Below are 1,679 nucleotides of genomic sequence, written 5' to 3' on the forward strand. Positions count from 1 at the left end.
CACAATGCTTAGCGTCGAGGTTCGTGATCAGCTGGCGGCAGACTTGGCTCAGGCTGAGCGCAGCCAGGTTCCGATGACTCCGCTGACTGATCGGTACGGCGAGATTGATGTGGTGGATGCCTATGAGATCCAGTTGATCAACATCCGGGCGCGGGTGGCCGAGGGCGCCAAGGTGATCGGTCACAAGGTTGGGTTGTCGAGCAAGGCGATGCAGGACATGATGGGCGTCGACGAGCCGGATTACGGACACCTCCTTGATGAGATGCAGGTCTTCGAGGATGTGCCGGTCAAGTCGTCGAAGTATTTGTATCCGCGGGTTGAGGTCGAGGTGGGGTTCATCCTTGCCGACGATCTGCCGGGGGCGGGGTGCACTGAGGAAGACGTGCTCGCGGCGACTGCCGCGTTCGCGCCGGCCATCGAATTGATCGACACCCGGATCACCAACTGGCAGATCAAGTTGTGCGACACCATCGCTGATAACGCGTCGTCGGCCGGGTGGGTGCTGGGCGAGGCACGGGTGTCGCCCAAGGACATCGATATTCGCAATATCGATGCGGTGCTGACCAACCATGGCGAGGTGGTCGCCGAGGGGCGAAGCGATGCGGTGCTGGGCAATCCGGTGACCGCGGTGGCCTGGTTGGCCCGCAAGGTGGAGAGTTTCGGGGTGCGTTTGAAGGCCGGTGACATCGTGTTGCCGGGCTCGTGCACGCGTGCGATAGATGCCCCTCCCGGCAGCGATTTCGTTGCCGACTTCACCGGGTTAGGTTCAGTAAGACTGAGTTTCGAATAAGGGAGCCGAATATGGCTGAGAAAGTGTCAGTTGCCATCGTCGGGTCGGGCAACATCAGCACCGACCTGCTGTATAAATTGCTGCGTTCGCAGTGGCTGGAGCCACGCTGGATGATCGGCATCGACCCGCAGTCCGAAGGTCTGGCCCGGGCGCGCAAGCTGGGTTTGGAAACCAGCCATGAGGGCGTGGATTGGCTTCTGGCACAAGATGAAAAGCCGGATCTGGTGTTCGAGGCCACCAGTGCCTACGTGCATCGCGATGCGGCACCGCGCTACGCCGAGGCCGGCATCCGTGCCATCGACCTGACCCCGGCCGCTGTCGGTCCGGGGGTGATTCCGCCGGCGAACCTGCGGGCGCATCTGGACGCACCCAACGTCAACATGGTCACTTGCGGCGGGCAGGCGACCATCCCCATGGTGTACGCGGTGAGCCGTGTCGTGGACGTGCCGTACGCCGAGATCGTGGCATCGGTGTCGTCGGCTTCGGCGGGCCCGGGAACCCGGGCCAACATCGACGAATTCACCAAGACCACCAGCGCCGGTGTGCGCGATATCGGTGGGGCGCACAAGGGTAAGGCGATCATCATCCTCAACCCGGCCGAGCCGCCGATGATCATGCGCGACACCATCTTCTGCGCGATCCCGGAGGATGCTGATCATGGCGCGATCACGCAGTCGGTCAAGGAGGTGGTGGCCGAGGTGCAGACGTATGTGCCGGGTTACCGGTTGCTCAACGAGCCGCAGTTCGACGAGCCGTCGGTGGTCAACGGCGGCAACCACCTCGTCACCATCTTCGTGGAGGTGGAGGGTGCGGGTGACTACCTGCCGCCCTACGCTGGAAACCTGGACATCATGACCGCGGCGGCGACCAAGGTCGGCGAAGAGATCGC

At 63.0% G+C, this 1,679-nt stretch carries 2 protein-coding genes; both read left to right on the forward strand.

The window, feature by feature from the left end; genetic code table 11:
• Positions 1-4: 4 nt before the first annotated feature.
• Positions 5-790, forward strand: coding sequence for a 2-keto-4-pentenoate hydratase (locus A5784_RS07820; RefSeq protein ID WP_064943985.1), 786 nt, complete (start codon positions 5-7; stop codon positions 788-790).
• 11 nt (positions 791-801) lie between these two features.
• On the forward strand, positions 802-1,679 hold an 878-nt coding region (locus A5784_RS07825), incomplete at its 3' end, for an acetaldehyde dehydrogenase (acetylating) (protein WP_064943987.1).

The organism is Mycobacterium sp. 852013-50091_SCH5140682, assembly GCF_001665685.1.
Lineage (GTDB): Bacteria > Actinomycetota > Actinomycetes > Mycobacteriales > Mycobacteriaceae > Mycobacterium.